The organism is Aeromonas rivipollensis (assembly GCF_010974825.1).
GTDB lineage: Bacteria > Pseudomonadota > Gammaproteobacteria > Enterobacterales > Aeromonadaceae > Aeromonas > Aeromonas rivipollensis.
Genome location: NZ_JAAILA010000024.1, coordinates 16,335 through 34,948, shown reverse-complemented (window position 1 = coordinate 34,948; position 18,614 = coordinate 16,335). Strand labels below are relative to the sequence as shown.

Here is an 18,614-nt window from a genome sequence, read left to right as displayed (position 1 = left end):
GATGATCGCTGCCGGCAGCGCCTCGGCGGCCGAGAAGATGACCCTGGGGGTCTCCATCCCGACCGCGACCCACAGCTTCACCGCCGGCATCGTCTGGTGGGCCAACAAGGCCAAGGAGGATCTGGAGAAGGCCCATCCCGATCTCAAGGTGATCGTCAAGACCGCCGCCAATGCCCCCGAACAGGCCAACCAGTTGCAGGATCTGCTGACGGTCAACAAGATGGATACCCTGGTCATCTTCCCGTTCGAGTCAGCCTCCCTGACCAAGCCGGTGGCCCAGGTCAAGCAGAAGGGGGTCTATGTCACCGTGGTCGATCGGGGGCTGACCGACACCAGCGCCCAGGATGCCTACGTGGCCGGGGACAACACCGCCTTCGGCAAGCTGCCCGCCGAGTTCATCGCCAAGACCCTCAACGGCAAGGGAGACATAGTCGCCCTGCGCGGCATTCCCACCACCCTGGACAACGAGCGCTTCGATGCCTTCACCGGCGTGATGAAGCAGCACGGCGGCATCAAGATCCTCGACGCCAAATATGGCAACTGGAACCGGGATGACGCCTTCAAGGTGATGCAGGACTTCCTGACCCGCTTCAAGCACATAGACGCCGTCTGGGCCGCCGATGACGACATGGCGGTGGGGGTGATCAAGGCCATCGATCAGGCCAAGCGCACCGACATCAAGCTGGTGTTTGGCGGCGCCGGGGCCAAGGGGGCGATCAAGACCCTGATGGAGGGCAGCGATCCCCGCATCCAGGCCAACGTCTCCTACTCCCCCAAGTTCATGTATGACGCCATCATGCTGACCGCAGAGGCTCGCCTCAAGGGCGAACGGCTGCCGGCCAACACCATCATCCCCTCTGTGCTGATCACCCCGCAGACGGCCAAGGAGTTCTACTTCCCCGACTCCCCGTTCTAAGGCTGTCATATGTGAGAACCCCGGCCTCCCCTTCACGGGAGCCCAGACCCCACCCCAACCCTCCCCTTCGCAGGGGAGGGAGTTTTTACTCCTCCTCCTTGTGAAGGGGGAGGCCGGGAGGGGGTTAACTGCCTTTATTCAGGAGTGCCCATGAAAACCATCAAGGGACCGGCCATCTTCCTCGCCCAGTTCATGGGGGAGCAGCCACCATTCGATACCCTCACCGGCCTGGCGGACTGGGCCGCCGGCCTCGGCTTTCGCGGCCTGCAACTGCCGACGGACCCGCGCCTGTTCGATCTGACCCGGGCGGCGGCCAGCCAGGATTATTGCGACGAGATAAGCGGCCTGCTGGCCGAGCGGGGGCTGGTCATCACAGAGCTCTCCACCCACCTGCAAGGCCAGCTGCTGGCGGTCCATCCTGCCTATGACGCCCTGTTTGATGGCTTCGCCCCGGCGGCGGTGCGCGGCAAGCCCGCCGCCCGCACCCAGTGGGCCGGCGAGCAGCTCAAGGCGGCGGCCATTGCCTCACGCCGGCTTGGCCTCGAGGCCCACGTCACCTTCTCCGGCGCCCTCGCCTGGCCCTATCTCTACCCCTGGCCCCAGCGGCCCGCCGGCCTCGTCGAGGAGGCCTTCGCCGAGCTGGCCCGGCGCTGGCTTCCCCTGCTCAATGCCTTTGACGAGGCCGGAGTGGACCTCTGCTACGAGCTGCACCCGGGGGAGGACTTGTTCGATGGCGCCACGCTGGAGCGCTTCCTCGAGGCAACCGGCGATCATCCCCGCGTCAACGTGCTCTACGACCCCAGCCACATGCTGTTGCAGCAGCTCGATTACCTCGCCTTCCTCGACCTCTATCACGAGCGGGTGCGCGCCTTTCACGTGAAGGATGCCGAATTCAGGCCCTCGGGGCGCCAGGGGGTCTACGGGGGCTACGCCCCCTGGCTAGGGCGGGCGGGGCGCTTTCGCTCCCTGGGGGACGGCCAGATAGACTTTGGCGCCATCTTCAGCAAGCTCGCCCAGTACGACTACCCCGGCTGGGCCGTGCTGGAGTGGGAGTGCGCCCTCAAGCACCCGGAGGATGGCGCCGCCGAGGGGGCCGAATTCATTCGCAATCATATTATCCGGGTCGCCGAGCGCCCCTTCGATGACTTCGCCGGCAGCGGCCTGGCGCGAGAGGCGGTCAGAAGCCTGCTAGGCCTCAGTGCGGATCCGGCCGGCAAGCAAGGAGACAAGCGATGAAAAGACGACTGCGTCTGGGCATGGTCGGCGGCGGCCAGGGAGCCTTCATCGGCGCCGTGCATCGGCTGGCGGCCCGCATGGACGATCACTATGAGCTGCTCGCCGCCGCCCTCTCCGCCGATCCCGCCAATGCCCGCTCAAGCGCCCTCGCCCTCGGGCTGGATCCGGCCCGCGCCTACGAGGATTACGCCAGGATGGCCCAAGCCGAGGCGGCAAGGTCCGACGGCATAGAGGTGGTGGCCATCACCACCCCCAACCACCTGCACGCCCCGGTGGCGCGCGCCTTTCTCGAAGCCGGCATCCACGTTATCTGCGACAAGCCGCTGGCGCTGACCCTGGCGGAGGGGGAGGAGCTCGCCCGCCTCGCCCGCCAGCGGCGGCGGCTGTTTGCCCTGACCCACACCTATTCGGGCTACCCCATGGTGCGCCACGCCCGCGAGCTGGTCTCCGCCGGTGAGCTCGGCGAGCTGCGCTACGTGCAGGTCGAATACCTGCAAGATTGGCTCGCCAACCCCATCCCCCTGGGTCAGAACAAGCAGGCGGACTGGCGGGCAGATCCGGCCCGCGCCGGGCGAGCCGGTTGCCTCGGCGACATCGGCACCCACGCCTACCAGCTGGCGGCCTTCATCACCGGGCTGTTGCCGAGCGAGCTCGCCGCCGAACTGCACAGCTTCGTGCCGGGGCGGCAGCTGGACGATCATCTGCAGGTCTGGTTGCGCTACCCCCAGGGGATGCGCGGATCGCTCAACGCCAGCCAGGTTGCCAGCGGCGAGGAGAACCGGTTGCAGATCCGCCTCTATGGCGACAAGGCCAGCCTGATCTTCCGCCAGGAGGCACCCAATGAGCTCTGGCTGACCCCCATTGGCGGGGCCAGCCAGCGGCTGACCCGGGGCCGGGTGGCGAGCGACGCGGCACGCCATGCCAGCCGAGTGCCAGCCGGTCATCCCGAGGGCTATCTGGAGGCCTTTGCCCAGCTCTACACGGACGCGGCCTTGCAGATCCACGCCCTGGCGGCCGGGGAGGCGCCGCCCCCCGAGAGCCTGGCCCTCACCACTGTGGAAGACGGAGTGGCGGGGATGCGCTTCATCGAGACCAGCCTGGCCAGCCACGCCGCCGACGGACGCTGGCTGCCGCTCTCCTGACCCGCCATGGCGGAAGGTGGGGCCCGCCGCAAAACCGGCGGGCGGCCTTCCCCCTTCAGGTGCCGGACAATAAAAAGCCCGCCGACGAGGGCGGGCTCTTCACCTGACCTGGATGCACTCAGACGGCCATCTGCTCGTGGGGGGAGCCATGGTGGCGCAGCCAGAGGAAGCTCAAAGCCACGATCAGCACCATCACCACCATGATGGCCCCCAGAGTCAGCTGCCCCTCCATGGGGAAGCTGGCGGCCAGCAGGGTCACGACACCCGCCCCCAGGTTCTGCATGCCCCCCAGGATGGCCCCGGCGGTGCCCGCCTGACCCGGGAAGGGCTCGATGGCGCAGGAGGTGGCGGTCGGGTAGAGGATGCCGCTGCCGATGAAGTAGACGGCCGCGCCCCCCACCAGAGAGGCTGCACTCACCAGCCCGAACAGGCCTGGCACCAGTATGATGAGGGCCCCCAGCCCCAGGAAGGCGATGCCAAGGCGCATCAGCTTGCCCTGACTCAGCCGGAAGCTCAGCTTGGCGGAGAGCCAGGCGCCAAACAGGTAGCCGGGCAGCGGCAACACGAACAGCACGCTCACTGTGCGGGCGCTCAGTTTGAGTACGTCGCCGAGCAGCACCCCGGCCGCCGCCTCGAATACCGCGAGCCCCGCGAAGGTCGCCATCAGGCAGAGCAGGTTGCCCTGGAAGCGCGGGTTGCCGAGCACATGGCGGTAGGCGGCGCCGACCCGCAGTGGCTGCTGACGGGCGGTCGCCGGCAGGGTCTCGCCAAACCAGGCCAGCAGGGCCAGGGTGGTCAGGGCCCCGAAGCCGAACAGGAACCAATAGCCGGCGCGCCAGTTGAACAGCTCGGTCAGCCAGCCCCCCAGCACGGGGGCCAGCAATGGGGAGAAGATCACCCCCATGCTCACCAGGCTGTTGGCGCGGTTGAGCTCGGCGCCGCTGTAGCGATCCCGCATCACTGTCCGGCTCATGGCACCACCGGCCCCCGTGCCCAGCCCCTGGATGAAGCTGCCGGCCAGCAGGGCGGCAAAGTGCGGGATCAGCTGAATGGTCAGGGTGCCCACCAGAAACACCATCATGCCGATAAGCAGCACCGGGCGGCGGCCGATGCGATCAGACAGCGGACCGTAGACGAACTGGGAGAGGCCGTACGGGATCAGGTAGCAGGCCATCACCGCCTGCAACTGGCCGGAGGCCACATGAAAGTCCCCCGCCATCATGGGAATGGAGGGCACATAGAGGGTCTGGGTCATCTGGCCCACGGCGACCATCAGAATGGTCAGGAAAAACAGCGGATAAAAACTGTGCCGATACATATCTCAGTCCCGAAAAATCATCGAAAAGCTGCCCGCCTCTGGCAGAAAACCGCAGAGGGGATCCAATAAACAGGGTCAATCAAAGGTGAAACGCAAGGCGGAGGACCCGCACCCGCCAGGAGCAGGACGCTCTTTGGCTTGCGGTGATCTTAGTGATTCATGTCACAAAAAACGAACGAATCTTTATAATCTGCTTTCCCAAGTTTTTCTAATGTGACGGGGCCAGCGGCCCCGTCGAACTGACATCGAAAGGGAGCGGGACGCCTGTGCCCAGGCATCCTGCTCCCCTTAGCCCACCCGTCTCAACTCGGTGGGCACCAGCTCCTGCTCAGTTGTGCCAGCCGCCCCCAGTCGCAGGCAGCGGCTGGCGACCTTACCTGCCAGCGCCTCGTCATGGGTCACCAACAGCAAAGCGCAGCCTATCTCCCCCAGCGCCCCTAGCAGGCAGGCGATGGTCTGCTGCTGGCTCAGGGGATCGAGCCGGGAGCTGGGCTCATCGGCAAAGAGCAGCACGGGGCGCAGCAGCAGGGCCCGGATCAGCGACAGCCGTTGCAGCTCTCCCCCGGACACCTGGCTCGGCAGCCGGCTCAGCAGCCACTCATCGAGGCCTAGCCTCGCCAGATAGTCGGTGAGGGGCTGGCGCGGCAGCCTGTGCAGGCGCAGCAGATCGTCAAACTGGGTAGCGAGGCACACCCGGCTGGCGAAGGCCTGCACCGGATCCTGATAGAGCTTCTGCCAGCGGTGCGGGGCTATGCCCGCCTGGCGCAGCACTCGCCCTCGCAGAGGGCGCTGCAACCCCAGCAGCACATTGCCGAGGGTGCTCTTGCCCGCGCCGCTCGGCGCCATGATGGCGAGCCGCTCCCCTCGGGCCAGTGGCAGATCCAGCCCCTCGAACAGGGTCTGCTCCCCGTAGCCCATGGCAAGCCCCTCGCCCCTGAGCAACCAGTCGCCGGTCGGGGGATGCACCGCCTCGGGCCAGGCGGACGGCTCTGCCGCCAGCAGGGCGCGGCTGTAGGCATGGGAAGGCGTGTGCAGCACCTGCTCGACGGGCCCCTGCTCCACTATCTCACCCCCCTTGACCACCAGCACCCAGCCTCCCAGCGCCCGGGCCAGGGAGAGATCATGGGTGATGGTCAGCAGGTGGCGCCCCTCGGTCAGATAGTCCTGCAGCAATGTTTGCAGCCTGGCGCTGGCCCGGCTGTCGAGCCCCTTGGTGGGCTCGTCGGCGATGAGCAAACGGGCCTGCCCCAGGGTGGCGGCGGCAAAGGCGGCGCGCTGGGCCATGCCCCCGGAGAGCTGGTGCGGGAAGTGGCGCTCCCGCCCGGCGAGCCCGAGCCGCGCCAGGGCGTCCCGCGAGCGCGCCTCCTTGCCTCCCGCCAGCCAGCCCTCCTCCACCTGGGGCAGCAGCCCCATGGTGGGGTCCAGCGCCAGCACCGGCTCCTGGGGCAGCATGGCCAGCTCCCGCCCCCAAAGGGCGCGCAGGGCCTGGGGGTCCGCCAGGCTGTGATGTCGGCCGCCCATCGCCATCTCACCCCGGCCGCGCAGGGGAGCGGGCAGGGTCCCCATCAGGGCGTGGGCCAGCAGGGATTTGCCCGAGCCGCTCTCCCCTATCAGGGTCAAAGCACTTCCGGGGAGCAGGGTGAGATCCAGCGCCTGCAACAGGGTCTGCCGGCCGTCATCCACCTGCAGGCCCTTGATATGAATGGTCGTCATGGGGTGATTCCTTGTGGGGATGGGGTGTGAAGAGTGCCCTTCTGATTGAGCAGCACCAGGGCCAGCAGCATCATTCCCATCACCAGGATGGGTGCCAGCAGCAGGCGGGGCGCCTCCTGATAGTGGGGCAGCGCCTCCGTCATCATCAGGCCAAGCTCCGGGGTGGGCGGCTGGATGCCCACCCCGACGAAGCCCAGGGTCGAGAGGGTCAGGATGGCCCCGGCGAGGCCAAAGGCCATCATGGTCAGCAGCTGGGGGGCCAGCTCGGGCCAGAGGTGACGGCGCACTATGTGGCCGTAGCCAAAGCCCAGCAGGCGGGATGCCTCCACCTGGGGCGAGGCAAGCAGAGCCCGGCTGCGGGCCCGCACCACCCGGTAGTATTCCACCCACTGGGCCATGGCCAGCCCGAGATAGAGGATGGCGAAGCCCCCCTGGGCCATGGCGGAGAAGAGCAGCACCAGCAGCAGGCTCGGCAGGGCCAGCACACCGTCGGCCAGGCTGCGCAGCAGGCCGTCAACCCAGCCACCGCGCCAGGCGGAGAGCCAGCCCAGCAAGGATCCCAGCAGGGCTGCGGTGATGACGCACAGCATCCCCAGCAGCAGGGAGAGCCGAGTCGCCGCCGCGAGCCGCGCCATCAGGCTGCGGCCCATCTGATCGCGCCCGAGCGGCTCCTGCCAGGAGGGGTCGGCCAGGAACTGCACCAGATCCTGGGCGGCGGGATCGGGCCAGAGCATTGGGCCCAGCAGGGCAAACAGCACCACCAGCAGGAGCAGGCTTGCTCCCGCCTTGACAGAGAAAGACATGATCAGGACTCCTTGGGACCGCGGGGATCGATGGCGAGACAGAGCAGATCCGTCAGGGTATTGAGCAGCACGAAGAGCGCCGCCAGCACCAGCACGGTTCCCTGCACCATGGGGATGTCGCGCCAGAAGATGGCGTGCACCAGGGCATGGCCGATGCCGGGCCAGGCGAACAGGCTCTCCACCACCACTACCCCTTCGATAAGCAGCACCAGCTGAACCCCTGTGTAGGCGATGATGCTGACCCCGGTATTGCGCAGGCCGTGACGCCTGAAGACCCGGGCGGGCGAGAGCCCCTTGGTCAGGGCAAAGCGGTAATAGCCGGACTGCACCACGGTGAGCACGCTCTCGCGCACCACCCGGGAGAGTACCCCCGAGAGCCCCAGCCCCAGGGTGAGGGCGGGCAACAGCAGGTTGCTCCCCTCCCCGTGGCCGGCGGCGCTGACCCAGCCCAGCTCCACCGAGAGCAGCATCATGAGCACCAGGCCGAGCAGGAAGGGAGGCAGCGCGCGCATCAGCACGCTCCAGCCCAGGGTCAGGCGATCGCACCATCCCCCGGGGCGCAGGGCGCTCAGGCTGCCGAGCGGCAGCGCCACCATCAGGGCCAGGGCCACGGCGGCCACCGCCAGGGACAGGGTGGCCCCCAGGTGGTGATCCACCTCGCTGGCCACAGGCGCCCCCGTCACCAGGGAGCTGCCGAGATCCCCCTGCAGCAGGGCGCCCAGCCAATCAGCGAAGCGGGAGAGGGCCGAGCCGGCCAGCCCCAGCTCGCTGCGCACCGCATTGGCGGCCTCGGCGGTGACATAGTCATAACCGTAGCGGCCTGCGGCGATGCGAAAGGCGAGGTCCCCGGGCAGGGATTGCACCATCAGAAAGCAGAGCCCGGCCACCAGCTGGGCCACCATCAGCGCCTGCACCAGCCGCTGACCCAGGATCCCCATGACGGCAGAGAAGGGCGTCGCTGTCATTGTGCGCTCCATGTCAGCTTGTCCAGACGGTAGCTGCGCTCCTGGGGATCCAGCTCAAAGCCCTTCAGCGCACGGCTGACTGCCGCGCTCTGGCGATACCAGGCGATGGGCAGAAGCGGCAACTCCTGCTGCAGGGTGGTGGCGATGTCACGGCGCAGTGCCGCAGCCTCCCCGGCGGGCAGGGTCTCCTTGCCAAGGCGGGCCAGTGTTTGCTCCATGGCCGGGGATTGCCAGTTCATCACCCCCCAGTCGGCACCGGCGGGGGCCAGGTCCCCCAGCAGGGTGACCAGGGGATCCGGCACCAGGGCATAGTTGCGGGCATAGAGGCCGAGCTGGAGCGAGCCATCCTGATGACCGACCGGGATCTCGCTCGAGTTGCCCACCGCCACCTTGAGATCCACCCCCACCGCCTTCCACTGCGCCTGCAGTGCCGTGGCCAGCAAGGGCAATTCCGGGCGATCCGGGAAGGTGCGCAGAGTCAGGGCGAAGCGCTCCTCCCCCTTGTGCAGCACACCATCCGCCCCCAACAGCCAGCCTGCCGCCGCCAAGGCCGCCTGAGCTGCCTTGACGTCATAGGCGAGCGGGGTCAGCCCGGGTTGATGCCACTCCCCCAGGGTGGGAGGGAAGAGCTGGGTCGCCGCCATCTCGGGATCCCGCAGCAGGGCCGCCGCCATGCCACGGCGATCGATAGCGAGACTGAGGGCGCGGCGCACCGCTGGATCCTTCAGAAGAGGATCGGCCCCATTGAGCTTGAGCTGTATGGTGCGCGGCAGGGTGACGGAGGCGATGGCGACCCGGGGCGCCTGCTGCAAGCGGCGGATGCTGACCGGATCCAGCCCCCAGGCGATGTCGGCCTGACCGCTCTCGGCCATCAGGGTGCGGCTCTCGGCGCGGCCCACCGTCAGGTAGCTCACCTGCGAGATGGCAGGCTGGGGGCCCTGCCAGCCGTCGAAGCGCTCGGTCTCGACTCGCTGGGGCTGCTGCAACCGGGTGATGCGATAGGGGCCTGAGCCGATGACCCGGGTCACCTCCCCCTTGGCATCATAGGCCCCCTTCGCCAGGATCTGGGTGCTGGGGTGAGCCAGCACGGCGGCCAGGGGCGCGAAGGGGCCGGTGAGGGTGATCAGCAGGGCCCCCTCATGGGCCTCGATGGACGCGATGGGGGCGCTGGTCATGAGGCCGGGCTTGCGCCAGGCCTGCTGCAGGGCAAAGGCGACCTGCTCGGCGCTCACCTCGCTGCCATCGTGAAAGCGGGCACCGGGGCGCAGGGTGAATCGCCATTGCAGGCCATCCTCGGAGTGAGACCACTGGCTGGCGAGTCCGGGTTGCAGATTGCCCAGGCTGTCGACCTCGACCAGGGTCTCCGCCACCTGCATGCGGGTAAAGAAGACCCCGTTGCTGGCAGGGTCGACACTGTGGATCTCCCAGGGCCCCACCATGGCCAGCGGCTTGCCGTGAGCGGCATTCATCCCCGCCAGCAGTGCCAATGCGCACCATCCCGAACAGCTGTGTATTTTTGTCATCCATTCCATCCAAACGATAATGATTACCAACCAAGAGGCGGCGTTATAACATAACAATTAATCGGAATGAATGACTTTTCATTTTTGATAAATGGCTTATTTAAAAGAAGAAAGGAGGGAGCAGGTGAGAGACACAGCAGGCGTGAAGGGCAGGCAATGGGGCGGCGATCATAAAAAGAGATGGCCCGTCATCGGGCCATCGTCATCATGCTAGCGGGTCACCATCTGCTGCGCCCGCTTGACCTGATCCTCGGGGCTTTCGTTGCGCGGCGGTATGGTGATGCCCTTCTGGCAAGCGGGTTTGGCCTCCATGCGCGCCATCCAGGCCTGCAGATACGGCAGGCCCTCGATGGAGATGCCGCTCCAGTCATAGATCCGCACCCAGGGCCAGGTGGCGATGTCGGCGATGCTGTACTCGTCGGCCAGGTACTCATGGTGCGCCAGGTGACCGTCGAGCACCTCGAACAGACGGCGCCCCTCCTTCTGGTAGCGCTCTATGGCCGCCGGGATCTTCTCGGGGAAGTAGCGGTAGAAGACGTTGGCCTGCCCCATCATGGGGCCGACGCCGCCCATCTGGAACATCAGCCACTGGATGGCCTGGGAGCGGCGCTTGGGATCTTGCGGCAGCAGCTTGCCGGTTTTTTCCGCCAGATAGAGCAGGATGGCACCGGATTCGAACACGGCGAAGTCACCGTTATCCCGATCGACGATGGCAGGGATGCGGCCATTGGGGTTGATGGCCAGAAACTCGGGCTTCTTCTGCTCCATGGTCGAGAAATCCAGCGGGATCACCTTGTAAGGCAAGCCCAGCTCCTCGAGGGCGATCGACACCTTGAACCCATTGGGCGTGGCGGCAGTGTACAAATCTATCATCTTGGACTCCTTGGACGTTCAAACGTAATGATCAGGCCTGGGCGCTGGGACGGGCACTCACCCGCTCATGCCAGACCTGCAAGTGATACTGGTGCGGGGCGATGCGAAGACCGACGACCTTGCCAAAGTCGATGGTGCACAGGGCCAGGATGTCGGCGATGGTGAAGCGATCTCCTGCCACATAGGGCACCTCGGCAAGACGGGCATCGAGCCTGGCAAACCATGCCAGGGCCTGCTGCTTGCACTCCTCCCCCCACTCGGGGAAGACGGTCTCGCGATCCTGGTAAAAGCCGGTGATGTGGCGAAACGCCATGCCGGTGGGCAGCCAGAGATTGAATTCGACGATACGGCTCCACATCTCTATGGTGGCGCGCTCCAGCGCCGTGTTGCCAAACAGGTTGGGCTCGGGGTTGAGCTCCTCGAAGTAGCGGCAGATGGCCACAGTCTCGCTGAGACAGGTGCCATCATCGAGCTCGAGCACAGGAATGCGCCCCGCCGGGTTCTTGGCCAGGAATGCCGGTTCAAGGTTCTCCCCTGCCCCCAGATCCACTTGCTGATAGGTCATCTCGACCCCCTTCTCCGCCAGAAACATCCTGACCCGGCGGGCGTTGGGGGCACGTTTCAACTCATAGACCTTCATCTCACCTCCGTTGACAGGAACACAGCGGGCCGCTTCCCATCCCCACAGGGGACAACAGCCAAGCGGCGCAATATCGGTCTGTTGGGACATTTACGCCGATCTATGGCGTAAAACACTACCATCCCACTTATGACAAATATTGCGCCGCTTGAACAGCCCAAAGAAGGGGGGAAGCAATCAGCTGCACAGCACCAGGGGTTGACGCTGACGCAGCAAGATGAGGCGGGAGAGAAGCGGGAAATAGGACTCTAACTTGCTCTGCAGGACCAGGCTGCAGGCGGGATCCGCGAGCTCAGTTTCATCCAGCACTATGCCATTGGATACGAAGTAAAAACGCGGGTCCCTGACATCCGGCCCCTGGGGAGGCGTCTCATATTGTCGATGAACCAGCAGGGGCAGCACGGGCAAGCCCAGGGCAGTGCCGCCAGCGGGCCAGACCGGCTCAGGCCATGCCGCATCATCTTCTTCCAGCAGCAAGATGGCCGCCTCCTCCTTCGACGGTTGCCACCTATCCGGTTGTGCGACCCTCACCTCGGTGAAGTAATCCCCGTATCCGCTGGCGGCACGCAGTGCGGCCAGCACCCCCAATGTCGTAGCTGCCGACGGTTTTTGACTGACTAATGACAGATTCATGGCTCATGTCCCTATGCTCACCACAGCCTGTTCACCGGCTGTCGCGATAAGACTAGCCGATAACAGGTCTTTATTGGAGCCGTCAGATCTGCCAGCACCCGCCATGACCGAATGCGGGTCCCATGGTTGCTATTCCAGAATATCTTGGTAAGATACCGCGTCCTTTTATCCCCCGTTCTTTAACATCCAGTGGTGAACCTATGCATCCGATGCTGAATATCGCCGTGCGCGCTGCGCGCAACGCCGGTCAAGTTGTAGTAAAAGCCTTCTCCCAGCCCGAGAACATCGAGGCTATCCAAAAAGGCAGCCACGACTTCGTGACCAACGTTGACCGTGAAGCCGAAGCGGCCATCATTCACACCATCAAGAAGTCTTACCCGGAACACAGCATAGTGGCTGAAGAATCTGGTGAGATTACCGGTACCAATCCGGATTACCAATGGATCATCGACCCACTGGATGGCACGACCAACCTGGTCAAGGGCATTCCGCACTTTGCCGTCTCCATCGCCTTGCGCGTCAAGGGCAAGACCGAACAAGCCGTCGTTTACGATCCCATTCGTGACGAGCTGTTTACCAGCACCCGTGGCAACGGCGCCCAGCTGAACGGCTACCGCATCCGTGTCGGCAAGGCCAAAGAGATGGCTGGCACCGTACTGGCCACCGGTTTCCCGTTCAAGCAGAAGCACCACATCGAGCCGTACCTGAAGATGTTCCAGAGCATGTTCATCGAATGTGCCGATATCCGCCGCGCCGGCTGCCCCGCGCTGGACCTGGCCTATGTGGCCGCTGGCCGCATCGACGGTTTCTGGGAAATCGGCCTCAAGCCCTGGGAAACGGCCGCCGGTGAGCTGCTGGCCAAGGAAGCCGGTGCCATCGTCACCGACTTCGTGGGTGGTCACAACTACGAAAACTCCGGCAACATAGTGGTTGCCAACCCGCGCGTCCTGAAAGAGATGCTCGGCAAGATCCGCGAAAACCTGCCGGATTCTTTGGCTAAATAAGCTGGCCAAGTAAGTCGCGAACCCTTGCAAAAAATGCCAGTCGGCCCAGCCGACTGGCATTTTTTTATCTCTGTGATCGGGATAATGAGCCGCAGCAGCCTGGACCTGGCCCCTGCCCCGTTTCAGATGAGCAGGCTAGAGCGCAGGGTTCTTCACTTTAGATGGTGCCGTTACGCCCCATGTTGATCACGACCCGCCGGTTCTTGGCTCGGCCCGTGTCCGTCTCGTTGGAGGCCACGTGCTGTTTCTCGCCGTGTCCCTCCACCGAGATCTTGCCCTCCTCGATGCCGAGATCCACAAACACCTGCTTGATGGCATCTGCCCGTTTCTCGGAGAGCTTCTGATTGGGCCAGCGCCCGCCGTAACTGTCGCTGTAGGCGTCGATCACCACCACATCTATGCTCTTGTCCGCCTTCACATAGTCGCCGATCAGCGCCAGCCGCCGCTTGGAGGCCGGCGACAGCTGATCGCTGTTCTTGTCATAGGAGAGCACGCTGAAGGCAATGTCGTTGAAGCTGTAGGGCAAGAGGCCACTCAGGCAATCCATGAAGGCCTGGTACTTGACCCTGAAGTTGACAGAGGAGAGCGACACCCGCACCGGCCTGTCCTGGCGATACCAGTCTCTGTACTGGAAGGTAGGCATGCGCCCCCCCTCCAGCTCGTCCAGCATGGTCCAGGCGGTTTGCCCCGCCACCAGGCCGTCGAACTGTTGATAGAACTGCAACTGGCTTATCTGGCGTCCGGAGACACCGGGGCGCCAGCTGGGAGGCATGATCCCGAGGCTCACCGTCTGGGTCCTGGCCTGCGGCCGCTGCCCCTTCAGCTCGAAGTCCAGATTGATCTTGCGACCGGCCCGGCTGACGAAGGCGCCCGTGCCCCAGCGGGGAATGGGGTGCTCGAGACGGCACTCCACCTGAGTATCCGAGGTCAACCGCCAGACGGATTGATCCAGGCCGGCACCGAACTCGGTCACTCCCGCCTGCAACTGCATACTCACGGATATGCTGATCAACCCTAACACCCAAGCATTCAACGGCTTGCCCTCCATACTATCTCGGATTAACTATCGGCAGTGGCAAGCCAAGCTTTAGGGCAAAACACGCAAGGGGCGGCAGGCGCCGAGCGCCAGCGATCCCGCCCCTCCAGAAAATCATTGTCATCAATGTCTGCGCCAAGCCCCATGGTCGACGCAACTGCTGACAATAGAAGCGGTTGGCGTACTCATGGCGGCGCAGGAGGGACAAGGGCCGGCTTTTTTGCCATAATGCCGCCTCCTTTCACGCCGACCGAGATACCATGACCGACGCCGTTCACACCCTCAAGGGCCGTTTTCGTGGCTTTTACCCCGTCGTCATCGATGTTGAAACCGCCGGATTCAATGCCAAGACCGATGCCCTGCTGGAGATCGCCGCCTATACCCTCAAGATGGATGAGCAGGGCTGGCTCATGCCCGATCAGATCTTCCATTTTCATGTGGCGCCATTCGAAGGGGCCAATCTGGAGAAGGCCGCCCTGGAGTTCACCGGCATAGACCCCTTCAATCCACTGCGCGGCGCCGTGGACGAGAAGGAAGCACTCACCGAGATCTTCAAGGGGGTGCGCAAGGGCATGAAGGAGAGCGACTGCAGCCGGGCCATCATAGTGGCCCACAACGCCACCTTCGATCACGGCTTCGTGATGGCCGCCGCCGAGCGGGCCGGTCTCAAGCGCAATCCGTTCCACCCCTTCGCCACCTTCGACACCGCGGCCCTCTCCGGCCTGGCCCTGGGGCAGACGGTGCTGGCCAAGGCCTGTCAGAGTGCGAACATCCCCTTTGACAACAAGGAGGCCCACTCCGCCCTCTATGACACCGAGCGCACCACCGAGCTGTTCTGTCATATCGTCAACCGCTGGAAGAGCCTGGGGGGTTGGCCCCTGGCCACTCCGGAAGACGTGCCCGCCGATGACAACCCCCAATAGTGCCACTGGGGCATGAGAAAGAGGCTGCCTTGGCAGCCTCTTTCCATGAGGTCGTGTGGGGAACCGCCGCCGGGCATCTGGTTTGACCAGAACGGCATAAACAGGGTCATCCAGCACCGTTTTCAGCATTCCATCCCGACATAGCTGGATAAGCTCGGCAGGAATGCCGTGAAGAGGCCATTTTGCCGTTTTTTTTCTCGACATTTGTCACGTTTTTCGCAAACTAGCTGACTTTCCCCCGACAGACAGCAACACAATCTATAAGGAAATCAAATGAATCCTGTTGTTATCGCGGTGGCGCTGATGCTGGTGCTCAGCCTGCTGCGGATCAATGTGGTGGTCTCTCTCGCCATCGGCGCCATCGTCGGCGGCCTGCTCGGCGGCCTCTCCCTCGAACAGACCCTCAGCACCTTCACCGGCGGACTGGGTGGCGGCGCAGAAATCGCCCTCTCCTATGCCATGCTGGGGGCCTTCGCGGTTGCCATCTCCCGCTCCGGGATCACCGACTTGCTGGCCCGCAAGGTGATCAGCCAGCTCGGCAAGGATGCCAGTTCGTCCCGCATCCTCTGGGTCAAGAGCCTGCTGCTCACCTCGGTACTGGGGGTCTCCATCTCCTCCCAGAACCTGATCCCGGTCCACATCGCCTTCATTCCCATCCTGATCCCGCCGCTGTTGCACGTCATGGCCCAGATGCAGATCGATCGCCGCCAGGTGGCCTGCGTCATCACCTTCGGCCTGACCGCGACCTACATGCTGTTGCCGGTAGGTTTTGGTGGCATCTTCCTCAACAACATCCTGGCCAAGAACCTCATCGACAACGGGGTGGCAGTCGAGTTCAGCCAGCTGCCGCTGGCGATGGCCATTCCGGTGCTCGGCATGTTCGTCGGGCTGCTGGTCGCCGTGTTCATCACCTACCGCAAGCCGCGCCAATATGATCTGGAGAAGATCCTGGCCGCCGAGCCGGAAACCGTCGAACTGAACCTCAACCACATCTGGGTCGCCCTGCTGGCCATCGCCGTCGCCCTGGGGCTGCAGCTGATGACCAACAGCATAGTGCTGGGGGCCCTCGCCGGTTTCATCATCTTCACCTGCGGTGGCGTCATCAAGTTTCGCGAGAGCCAGGATGCCTTCACCCAGGGCGTGCGCATGATGTCCCTCATCGGCTTCATCATGATCTCCGCCGCCGGCTTCGCCGCCGTGATGAAGGAGACCCACGGGGTGGAAAGCCTGGTGCAGTCCGTCTCCGGCATGATGGCGGGCCACAAGGGGCTGGCCGCCTTCCTGATGCTGCTGGTGGGTCTGCTCATCACCATGGGGATAGGTTCCTCCTTCTCCACAGTGCCCATCATCGCCACCATCTATGTGCCCCTGTGCATCCACCTCGGCTTCTCCCCCATGGCGACCATAGCCCTGGTCGGTACCGCAGGTGCGCTGGGGGATGCAGGCTCCCCCGCCTCCGACTCGACGCTCGGCCCCACCTCGGGCCTCAACGCCGATGGTCAGCACGACCACATCTGGGACAGCGTGGTGCCCACCTTCATCCACTACAACATCCCGCTCATTATCTTCGGCTGGATAGCCGCCATGGTGCTCTGACACGGCACCTCGCAGGCAGACGAAAGGCGACCCCAGGGTCGCCTTTATTGTCTCTGGCGCTCCCATCAGGAGGCCGGTTGCAGACTCCGCTTCCCGGCGAGGGCGCTCAAGCAGGCCATCAGCGCCAGCGCGAGACCCACCCAACCCACACCGACCCAGCTACCCTGCTGCCAGGCCAGCATGGCCAGGCTCGAGCCGAGCGTCCCCCCCAGGAACATGCCCGTCATGAAGAGGGTATTGACCCGCCCCCTCGCCTCGGCCCTCAGGCCATAGATAAGCTGCTGATGGGCGACGAGCGCACTCTGCACACCCAGATCCAGTAAGATGACCCCGAGCGCCAGCCCGATCAGGGAGAGCCATGTCTCGAACAGGATCCAGGCCAGCACCGCCAGCAGGGCGCCCACCAGCACCACTGGCCTTGCTCCCTGCCTGTCGGCCATCCGTCCTGCCAGCGGGGCAGCCACCACCCCCGCCACGCCGATCACCCCGAACAGCCCGGCAACCTCGGCCCCGAGTCCGTAGGCGGGATCGGCGAGGTAGAAGGCCAGCACAGTCCAGAAGGCACTGAAGGAGGCAAACAGCAAGGCCTGGGTCAAGGTGGCGCGACGCAAGGCGGGCTCTTGGCGCCACAGGCCGATCAGGGAGTGCAGCAGGCGGGCATAGCTCAGGGTAGAGCGAGGCAACCCCAGCGGGATCATCCGGGCCATCAGCAGGCCCCCCAGCAGGGCCAGCGGCACCCCGAGCCAGAACATGGCGCGCCAGCTTCCATAGGCGGTGACAAGGCCCGCCAACGTACGGCTGAGCAGGATGCCGGCCAGCAGGCCGCTCATCACGCTGCCGACCACGGCCCCCCGCCTGGCCGGATCGGCCAGGGTAGCCGCCACCGGCACTATCTGCTGGGCCGCCGTGGCGCCTATCCCGAGCAGAACTGAGGCCAGCATCAACATGGTCGCCCCCGTGGCCATGGCCGCCATGGTGGAGGCAAGTGCAATCAATACGAACTGCCCCAGAATGAGCCAGCGACGCTCGATGACATCCCCGAGCGGTACCAAGAGCAACAGGCCGGCCGCATAGCCGAGCTGGGTCAGCATGGCGATCAGGGGGATGGCGGATTGGCCGGGAAACTCCTGCGCCATCACCGCCAGCATGGGCTGGTTGTAATAGATGTTGGCGACCGCCAGACCGCAGGAGAGGGCCATGGCAAAGACAAGGGCGGGGCCGGGTGTGCTGCTCGCCATGGCGGCCCGCTCGGTGGAGACTGATGAACTCATGATGCCATCCTCATAGATGAATGAACCCCGTGCAGGCACGGGCTGGATGAGCACAGCCTACCCAGGGACACGGGGCGGCAGTAGCAGGCGCCCCGCCATAACACCTATTCCACCCCAGCATGCTCCGGCCCCTGCCCCACGCTGGGCAGCCCGGCCACGAAGGTCAGGAAGGCGCGCGCCTTGGCGCTGAGTTCGCGACCTGCCGGCAGCAGGGTCCAGAGCTCCAGCGTCGGCAATTGCCACCCCGGCAGCGCCACCACCACCTCCCCCCGGGCAAGCTCGGGAGCGAACATCCACTCGGAGGCGATGCCGAGCCCGAGCCCCGCCAGCACGGCGGCCCGCATCCCCTCGGCGGCCGAGAGCGTCAACCGTCCCCGCCCTCGTACCGCAATCCGTTCGTCGCCCCGGCAGAACAGCCACTGCTGCCCCATGCCGGGCTTGGGGCTGTAGAGCACCAGATCGTGATCCTGCAACCCCTGTGGAGAGGCCGGCATGCCCCTGGCCGCAAAGTAGGCCGGAGTGCCCAGCACCCGCATCTCGCAGCGGGAGAGGCGACGGGCCACCAGCGCCGAATCCGCCTGCTCCCCGAGCCGCAAGGCGACATCGATGCCGGCCGAGATGAGATCGACGTTGCCATCATCCAGCAGGATCTCGAGCTCCAGCCCAGGGTGCTCCCTGAGAAAATTCGACAGGTGCGGGATGATGTGCAGGCGGGCGAAGGTGACGGGCGCGCTCACCCGCAGGCGGCCACTCAGGCCAGCCCGGCACTGCTGCACCATGGCGTCGGCCTCGTTGACCTGCGCCAATATCTCCCTGGCGCGCCTATAATAGGCCTCCCCCGCCTCGGTGGGGGCCAGACCACGGGTCGAGCGCAGCAGCAGGCGGCTGCCAAGACGCTCCTCCAGCTGGGCGATCAGCTTGGAGACAGTGGGTTGACCCAGTCCCAGCCGTCGCCCCACCGCCGAGAAGGAGCCTGTCTCCACCGCCAGCACGAAGACCTCCATCACCCCCAATCTATCCAT

Annotated in this window: 17 protein-coding genes; 6 read left to right on the top strand and 11 right to left on the bottom strand. The window is 65.0% G+C overall.

What is annotated here, in order from left to right; genetic code table 11:
* From G4923_RS14150 to G4923_RS14140, 3 genes are all read left to right on the top strand, one after another.
* Positions 1-916, top strand: a 916-nt coding sequence (locus G4923_RS14150; protein WP_163137449.1) for a substrate-binding domain-containing protein, incomplete at its 5' end; no start/stop codon positions are given.
* 150 nt (positions 917-1,066) lie between these two features.
* The gene (locus G4923_RS14145) at positions 1,067-2,152 is read left to right on the top strand and encodes a sugar phosphate isomerase/epimerase family protein (RefSeq protein ID WP_163137448.1); all 1,086 of its coding nucleotides are present in this window, start codon (positions 1,067-1,069) and stop codon (positions 2,150-2,152) included.
* Positions 2,149-3,294 carry a Gfo/Idh/MocA family protein gene (locus G4923_RS14140; RefSeq protein WP_163137447.1) on the top strand — a complete coding sequence of 382 codons (1,146 nt, stop codon included), beginning with the start codon at positions 2,149-2,151 and terminating at the stop codon, positions 3,292-3,294. The genes G4923_RS14145 and G4923_RS14140 overlap by 4 nt, the downstream gene beginning before the upstream one ends.
* A 118-nt stretch (positions 3,295-3,412) precedes the next feature.
* On the opposite strand, the gene emrD is transcribed toward G4923_RS14140, so the two are convergent.
* The 8 genes from emrD to G4923_RS14100 form a co-directional block, all read right to left on the bottom strand.
* Positions 3,413-4,612 carry a multidrug efflux MFS transporter EmrD gene (emrD, locus tag G4923_RS14135; RefSeq protein ID WP_163137446.1) on the bottom strand — a complete coding sequence of 400 codons (1,200 nt, stop codon included), beginning with the start codon at positions 4,610-4,612 and terminating at the stop codon, positions 3,413-3,415.
* A gap of 288 nt (positions 4,613-4,900) precedes the next feature.
* Entirely contained in the window at positions 4,901-6,325 is a 1,425-nt protein-coding gene (locus tag G4923_RS14130; RefSeq protein WP_163137445.1) for an ABC transporter ATP-binding protein, read from the bottom strand.
* Entirely contained in the window at positions 6,322-7,128 is an 807-nt protein-coding gene (locus G4923_RS14125) for an ABC transporter permease (protein WP_111913217.1), read from the bottom strand. Before G4923_RS14125 ends, G4923_RS14130 begins: the two co-directional genes overlap by 4 nt.
* Before the next feature lie 2 nt (positions 7,129-7,130).
* Positions 7,131-8,093 carry an ABC transporter permease gene (locus G4923_RS14120; RefSeq protein ID WP_111913219.1) on the bottom strand — a complete coding sequence of 321 codons (963 nt, stop codon included), beginning with the start codon at positions 8,091-8,093 and terminating at the stop codon, positions 7,131-7,133.
* On the bottom strand, positions 8,090-9,616 hold the full coding sequence (locus G4923_RS14115) for an ABC transporter substrate-binding protein (RefSeq protein ID WP_163137444.1): 1,527 nt from the start codon (positions 9,614-9,616) through the stop codon (positions 8,090-8,092). Before G4923_RS14115 ends, G4923_RS14120 begins: the two co-directional genes overlap by 4 nt.
* 210 nt (positions 9,617-9,826) lie before the next feature.
* Positions 9,827-10,489, bottom strand: a complete 663-nt coding sequence (locus G4923_RS14110; protein ID WP_111913223.1) for a glutathione S-transferase family protein — start codon at positions 10,487-10,489, stop codon at positions 9,827-9,829.
* A 31-nt stretch (positions 10,490-10,520) separates the two neighbouring features.
* A complete protein-coding gene (locus G4923_RS14105) occupies positions 10,521-11,129 on the bottom strand; it encodes a glutathione S-transferase family protein (protein WP_111913225.1) in 609 nt (202 codons plus the stop codon).
* Between the two features lie 177 nt (positions 11,130-11,306).
* Entirely contained in the window at positions 11,307-11,762 is a 456-nt protein-coding gene (locus G4923_RS14100; protein ID WP_111913227.1) for a hypothetical protein, read from the bottom strand.
* A 200-nt stretch (positions 11,763-11,962) separates the two neighbouring features.
* Here G4923_RS14100 and suhB point away from each other — a divergent pair, with 200 nt between their 5' ends.
* Positions 11,963-12,766, top strand: coding sequence for an inositol-1-monophosphatase (suhB, locus tag G4923_RS14095; RefSeq protein ID WP_106886543.1), 804 nt, complete (start codon positions 11,963-11,965; stop codon positions 12,764-12,766).
* Positions 12,767-12,923: 157 nt separating this feature from the next.
* Here the strand turns inward: suhB and G4923_RS14090 are convergent, their stop codons facing one another.
* Entirely contained in the window at positions 12,924-13,799 is an 876-nt protein-coding gene (locus G4923_RS14090; RefSeq protein WP_171276332.1) for a flagellar protein MotY, read from the bottom strand.
* A 263-nt stretch (positions 13,800-14,062) separates the two neighbouring features.
* Here G4923_RS14090 and rnt point away from each other — a divergent pair, with 263 nt between their 5' ends.
* Both rnt and G4923_RS14080 read left to right on the top strand, forming a co-directional pair.
* Positions 14,063-14,725 carry a ribonuclease T gene (gene rnt / locus G4923_RS14085; RefSeq protein WP_162520223.1) on the top strand — a complete coding sequence of 221 codons (663 nt, stop codon included), beginning with the start codon at positions 14,063-14,065 and terminating at the stop codon, positions 14,723-14,725.
* Positions 14,726-14,998: 273 nt separating this feature from the next.
* Positions 14,999-16,321 carry a Na+/H+ antiporter family protein gene (locus tag G4923_RS14080; RefSeq protein ID WP_163137443.1) on the top strand — a complete coding sequence of 441 codons (1,323 nt, stop codon included), beginning with the start codon at positions 14,999-15,001 and terminating at the stop codon, positions 16,319-16,321.
* Positions 16,322-16,386: 65 nt separating this feature from the next.
* Here G4923_RS14080 and G4923_RS14075 read toward each other — a convergent pair whose 3' ends face one another.
* Both G4923_RS14075 and G4923_RS14070 read right to left on the bottom strand, forming a co-directional pair.
* The gene (locus G4923_RS14075) at positions 16,387-17,592 is read right to left on the bottom strand and encodes an MFS transporter (protein ID WP_163137442.1); all 1,206 of its coding nucleotides are present in this window, start codon (positions 17,590-17,592) and stop codon (positions 16,387-16,389) included.
* 104 nt (positions 17,593-17,696) lie between these two features.
* Positions 17,697-18,614 carry a LysR family transcriptional regulator gene (locus tag G4923_RS14070; protein WP_163137441.1) on the bottom strand — a complete coding sequence of 306 codons (918 nt, stop codon included), beginning with the start codon at positions 18,612-18,614 and terminating at the stop codon, positions 17,697-17,699.

Bases quoted from the DNA above. Each gene is read 5' to 3' on its own strand.
- emrD (WP_163137446.1), bottom strand. From the start codon at position 4,612: ATGTATCGGCACAGTTTTTATCCGCTGTTTTTCCTGACCATTCTGATG.
- G4923_RS14110 (WP_111913223.1), bottom strand. From the start codon at position 10,489: ATGATAGATTTGTACACTGCCGCCACGCCCAATGGGTTCAAGGTGTCG.
- G4923_RS14115 (WP_163137444.1), bottom strand. From the start codon at position 9,616: ATGACAAAAATACACAGCTGTTCGGGATGGTGCGCATTGGCACTGCTG.
- suhB (WP_106886543.1), top strand. From the start codon at position 11,963: ATGCATCCGATGCTGAATATCGCCGTGCGCGCTGCGCGCAACGCCGGT.
- rnt (WP_162520223.1), top strand. From the start codon at position 14,063: ATGACCGACGCCGTTCACACCCTCAAGGGCCGTTTTCGTGGCTTTTAC.
- G4923_RS14105 (WP_111913225.1), bottom strand. From the start codon at position 11,129: ATGAAGGTCTATGAGTTGAAACGTGCCCCCAACGCCCGCCGGGTCAGG.
- G4923_RS14080 (WP_163137443.1), top strand. From the start codon at position 14,999: ATGAATCCTGTTGTTATCGCGGTGGCGCTGATGCTGGTGCTCAGCCTG.
- G4923_RS14130 (WP_163137445.1), bottom strand. From the start codon at position 6,325: ATGACGACCATTCATATCAAGGGCCTGCAGGTGGATGACGGCCGGCAG.
- G4923_RS14120 (WP_111913219.1), bottom strand. From the start codon at position 8,093: ATGACAGCGACGCCCTTCTCTGCCGTCATGGGGATCCTGGGTCAGCGG.
- G4923_RS14075 (WP_163137442.1), bottom strand. From the start codon at position 17,592: ATGAGTTCATCAGTCTCCACCGAGCGGGCCGCCATGGCGAGCAGCACA.
- G4923_RS14145 (WP_163137448.1), top strand. From the start codon at position 1,067: ATGAAAACCATCAAGGGACCGGCCATCTTCCTCGCCCAGTTCATGGGG.
- G4923_RS14125 (WP_111913217.1), bottom strand. From the start codon at position 7,128: ATGTCTTTCTCTGTCAAGGCGGGAGCAAGCCTGCTCCTGCTGGTGGTG.
- G4923_RS14070 (WP_163137441.1), bottom strand. From the start codon at position 18,614: ATGGATAGATTGGGGGTGATGGAGGTCTTCGTGCTGGCGGTGGAGACA.
- G4923_RS14100 (WP_111913227.1), bottom strand. From the start codon at position 11,762: ATGAATCTGTCATTAGTCAGTCAAAAACCGTCGGCAGCTACGACATTG.
- G4923_RS14140 (WP_163137447.1), top strand. From the start codon at position 2,149: ATGAAAAGACGACTGCGTCTGGGCATGGTCGGCGGCGGCCAGGGAGCC.